Source organism: uncultured Gimesia sp. (assembly GCF_937910335.1).
Taxonomy (GTDB): Bacteria; Planctomycetota; Planctomycetia; order Planctomycetales; family Planctomycetaceae; genus Gimesia.
The window spans coordinates 1-3,820 of the sequence record NZ_CALEMX010000126.1 but is presented as its reverse complement, the minus strand read 5'-3'; the positions used below and the strand labels follow the sequence as shown (position 1 = coordinate 3,820).

Genomic DNA, 3,820 nt, shown 5'->3' with positions numbered 1-3,820 from the left:
AAACTAAAATGACAACAACGACGGGCAGGATTAACAACCAGCTCGGCCTGACATAAAAGGCGATCGCCAGTGAAATACCAGCGAGAACTGAGAACAGAGTTCCCCGAACTTGATCGCCGGCTCCATATTGAATTTTTGATAACTTGACAAGTACCCATAATGAAATCAGCATCGCGACTGCAAAAGCAGTCTCACTTAAAAACAAAACACTAAACCCTGCCATCACCGGCGAAACAGCAACCAATGCCGCCGCGATCAGACCAATCGTTTCATTGACTAGCTCTTTTCCCAGCAAATACACAACAAAACAGGCGACCACTCCCAGCAGCCCCAAAATGATTCGAATACCAAAGTGATCTTCTCCGACAACAGACATAGCTCCCGCCAGGATGACAGGAAAACCGGGCATCCTCAGTACACGTCGTGGCGGTGTATAAATCGAATATTCTTCGCCGCGAATGATCTTTCGAGCCAGCTTCCAATAACCGTCTGCATCACCTTCGATCACATATGTGCGTTCAGGTTGTCGATCAAGTTGCCGCTGAACGTAAACCGCCACTCCGCACCTGATTGATGCGGATATCAGTAAAATAAATAACAATAAGTACTTAAGCCGTTTCGTTTGCGGCATAATCTCCCCTGCCACTTTGGAAATGGGGGAATAGTACGACTACTCGACCATCAGGGTCAATTCCAATATAAGCTGCCCCTGAACCCCAGGGTGAATTCTTCTCAACTTCCCCACTCGGAATGCCAAAATTCTGGTAAGCAGAACTGAACAGATTACGTAAGAATGCAAATAATCAAAAAGGGATTTACCTCATCCAAATATCCCACATTGACACAAAAACAGATTTTTAATATCGTCCGCTCTCAATTCTCTCCAAGCAAAACAACTCCTCAAAACACATCAACTCATTTCACTAAGCCAGGTTCTTCACGGCTGAGGGAAACAATGCGCTATCTTAAATTCTCGATCCTGACAGGAATCGGCCTGTTCGCGCTGGCCATGTTTTTCCTTTCGCAATCCATGCAGGATTTTCTCAATCTACAAACAGACTCTGCGCAAACCAGCGATGATTTAGAGATCCTTGATTTTTCTCTCGCCGAGCCTGAAAAGTTTCCCGATCTCAATCTCGATTTCCCTGCGGGATCAAATCAATCAAAGACAACTCTTGCACAGAGTCCTGAACAGTCCCCTATGCCAATGGCCAATCAAAAAGGAAAGCACGACCATCGCCTAAACAGCGATCTGCCTCCGGCACAAAAACCTTCTCAAATCAACCTGCTCAATCTCCAGAATCAACAAGCCGCAAAGCAGCAGTCGTTAAATATTCTGTTACTTACACAAACAACGAAACAACAACGCACGACACTTATTGAAGAATTGCTCCGTCTTGATGCCGATCTGGTTCGACAAATTGCCTTCAAGCCGACCTTTCAACAAGACCACACGGAAAACAAATTCAAAGGTATACAGCAGACTTCTCTCAATAAAGCTCCCGCAAATCAAACAGTTTCTACCGGTTATTCGATTTCTCAAAACTCATTTCTCATCCAAAAAAACTCTCCCATACATCTCATAACATCCTTTCGCGGAGCCAAAATAAAAACCATTGGAATCGCTCAACAAAATGGCTCCCTGAATCAAACGATCCAGGTCATTCCTTTAATCAGTAATACGGTGATGAATGCCACCGTGCTTGGCAGAAATCTGGTCAAACTAAACCTCGCATTAAAACTTCCAACTCCGGAAGCACCGCCAAAACCTGTGCAAATCAGACTTTCCGAATTGGGAGAATTCCAGCCGTCAGAAATCATCAAATTAACAGGCGTCGGCCTGGTCGTGGGCTTGAAGGGAACAGGCGACCGCGGATATACAACAGAAGCCATTCAGGCTTTGAAATCTTCGATCAAAAGCATGAATATCGATCTAGATCAAATTAAAACTCCCATTGAAGCCGGTAATCTCGCGAATGTTTCAATCATCACTTATGTCCCCAACACAGGTGTAACGAAAGGGCAGCGACTCAAATGCTACATCACCGCTGACAATAAAACGGTCAATCTCACAGGCGGATACCTCCTGCCAATGGCCTTACAGAATGCAGGCTCTTTCAAAACAAACGCAGATGCCATTGGTATGGGACCGATGCTTACCGATCAAAGTCAAAAAAAATCGCAGGCAACCATCACCGCAGGCGCACAACTCCTTTCAAACCTCAGGCCGAATCTGATTTCCAGCCAGGGGCTTCCCCATCTCAAGTTCTTCCTGAAAAATCCCTCAGGCCAACCGAAATTTGGTCAACTGGTTGCACAACACATCAATCAGTTTCTAAAAACACAACACTCCGAAAACACAAAAGCCATCCTTCGCTCATCCAGTATAATCATGATTTCCTTACCGAATTCAGACCAGCAACAAGCACAGAATTTAGCAGCCAAGTTACTCTCGCTTGAGATCCCCTCACCTTTATCTTCGAAGCAATCTCAAACTCCAGAATTAATCATCGATACGACCAAAACAGAAATTCAAACAAAAGGAACGGTACTTCTACAACCAGCAAAAATTGACTTTAATCACTTCACACTGGAAATAGCCCCTCCTTCCCCTTTGACAACGACAAGATTAAAAGACCTGTTGATCTTAATGCAGCACATGCAGATTCCTGAAACAAAACAGATCCTGTTTCTGCGAACACTTCAACAGCAGGGGAAAATCAGAGCCACTTATCGCGAGTTTTAATCGGCCCTTGCCACCCTGTCTCTCATATGACAGAATAAATCGTCGCTCCGAGTTCTCTGAGAACATTTCATTAACCCACGCCTTTTAATTCAACAACCGTGCTTATGCTTTCTGAATTATCAGAATTACAGATGCTATCACTCATGCATAGTATCATCCCCATCGTTCTACTCGCCTTATTCTGGTGTTGGGAAAGTGGGGCAGCATTCAAACCGGTTGTCAAAAAAATACGCTATCGACACGCCTTTCATAATCTTGCATTGGTCATTCTGAATTCCCTATTCCTCGGGCTACTCTTTGGTGCCTCTGTTGAACTCACATCACAATGGTCTCTCGATCACCATTGGGGGTTCCTGAATCTATTGCCATTGGGAAGTGCCAGTAAATTGCTGCTTGCCATTATCCTACTCGATGCCTGGACCTACTGTTGGCATTGGATGAACCACCACATCCCACTGTTCTGGCGATTTCATCGCATGCATCACAGCGACACCTACATGGATGTCTCGACCGCCACGCGTTTTCATTGGGGAGAGTTGATTTTCTCAACGCTCTTTCGTCTCTTATTAATTCCCATCCTGGGCCTGCAAGCCTGGCACATCATTGTCTATGGCATTCTAATATTTCTTTCCACTCAATTTCATCACGCCAACATTTCTATCGGCCGTGTTGACCGTTTTTTCCGTTGGCTCTTTGTCTCACCCGATATGCATAAAATACATCATTCACAAATTCCCGAAGAAACCAACTCCAATTATTCAACTGTCTTTTCCATTTGGGATCGTCTCGCAGGCACCTTTCGTATGCGCGGTGATCTCAAAAATATTCACTTTGGTTTAAATGAATTCGAACAACCAGAATGGCAAACGCTCATAGGCATGTGGAAAACTCCATTTTCAAGTAAGACCAACCAGCAAGAAAACAAAGAGCAGACTGACTCGACAGATTCATAAATAATCTGTCTGTGAGAAAATAATCTAGGGGGATTGAAAAAGAATTAACTCCAAATAATGATCGATCACCCATAAATCGGTCACATCTATTCATTTAGCCATTCTCTATTACCAGGATTTT

The 3,820-nt window shown here is 44.2% G+C and carries 3 protein-coding genes; 2 read left to right on the top strand and 1 reads right to left on the bottom strand.

Features of this window, described 5'->3' with window-relative positions; all coding sequences use genetic code 11:
- Nucleotides 1-559: glycosyltransferase family 39 protein (locus Q0668_RS05075; protein ID WP_298860774.1), on the bottom strand; the 559-nt coding region annotated here is incomplete at its 3' end.
- Nucleotides 560-955: 396 nt separating this feature from the next.
- Between Q0668_RS05075 and Q0668_RS05070 the strand changes: the two genes are divergently transcribed.
- Both Q0668_RS05070 and Q0668_RS05065 read left to right on the top strand, forming a co-directional pair.
- Entirely contained in the window at nucleotides 956-2,746 is a 1,791-nt protein-coding gene (locus Q0668_RS05070) for a flagellar basal body P-ring protein FlgI (RefSeq protein WP_298860771.1), read from the top strand.
- A 143-nt stretch (nucleotides 2,747-2,889) separates the two neighbouring features.
- Entirely contained in the window at nucleotides 2,890-3,699 is an 810-nt protein-coding gene (locus Q0668_RS05065) for a sterol desaturase family protein (RefSeq protein WP_298860768.1), read from the top strand.
- Nucleotides 3,700-3,820: the final 121 nt, after the last annotated feature.

Coding starts and splice junctions, on each gene's coding strand:
- Q0668_RS05070 (WP_298860771.1), top strand. CDS start 956: ATGCGCTATCTTAAATTCTCGATCCTGACAGGAATCGGCCTGTTCGCG.
- Q0668_RS05065 (WP_298860768.1), top strand. CDS start 2,890: ATGCATAGTATCATCCCCATCGTTCTACTCGCCTTATTCTGGTGTTGG.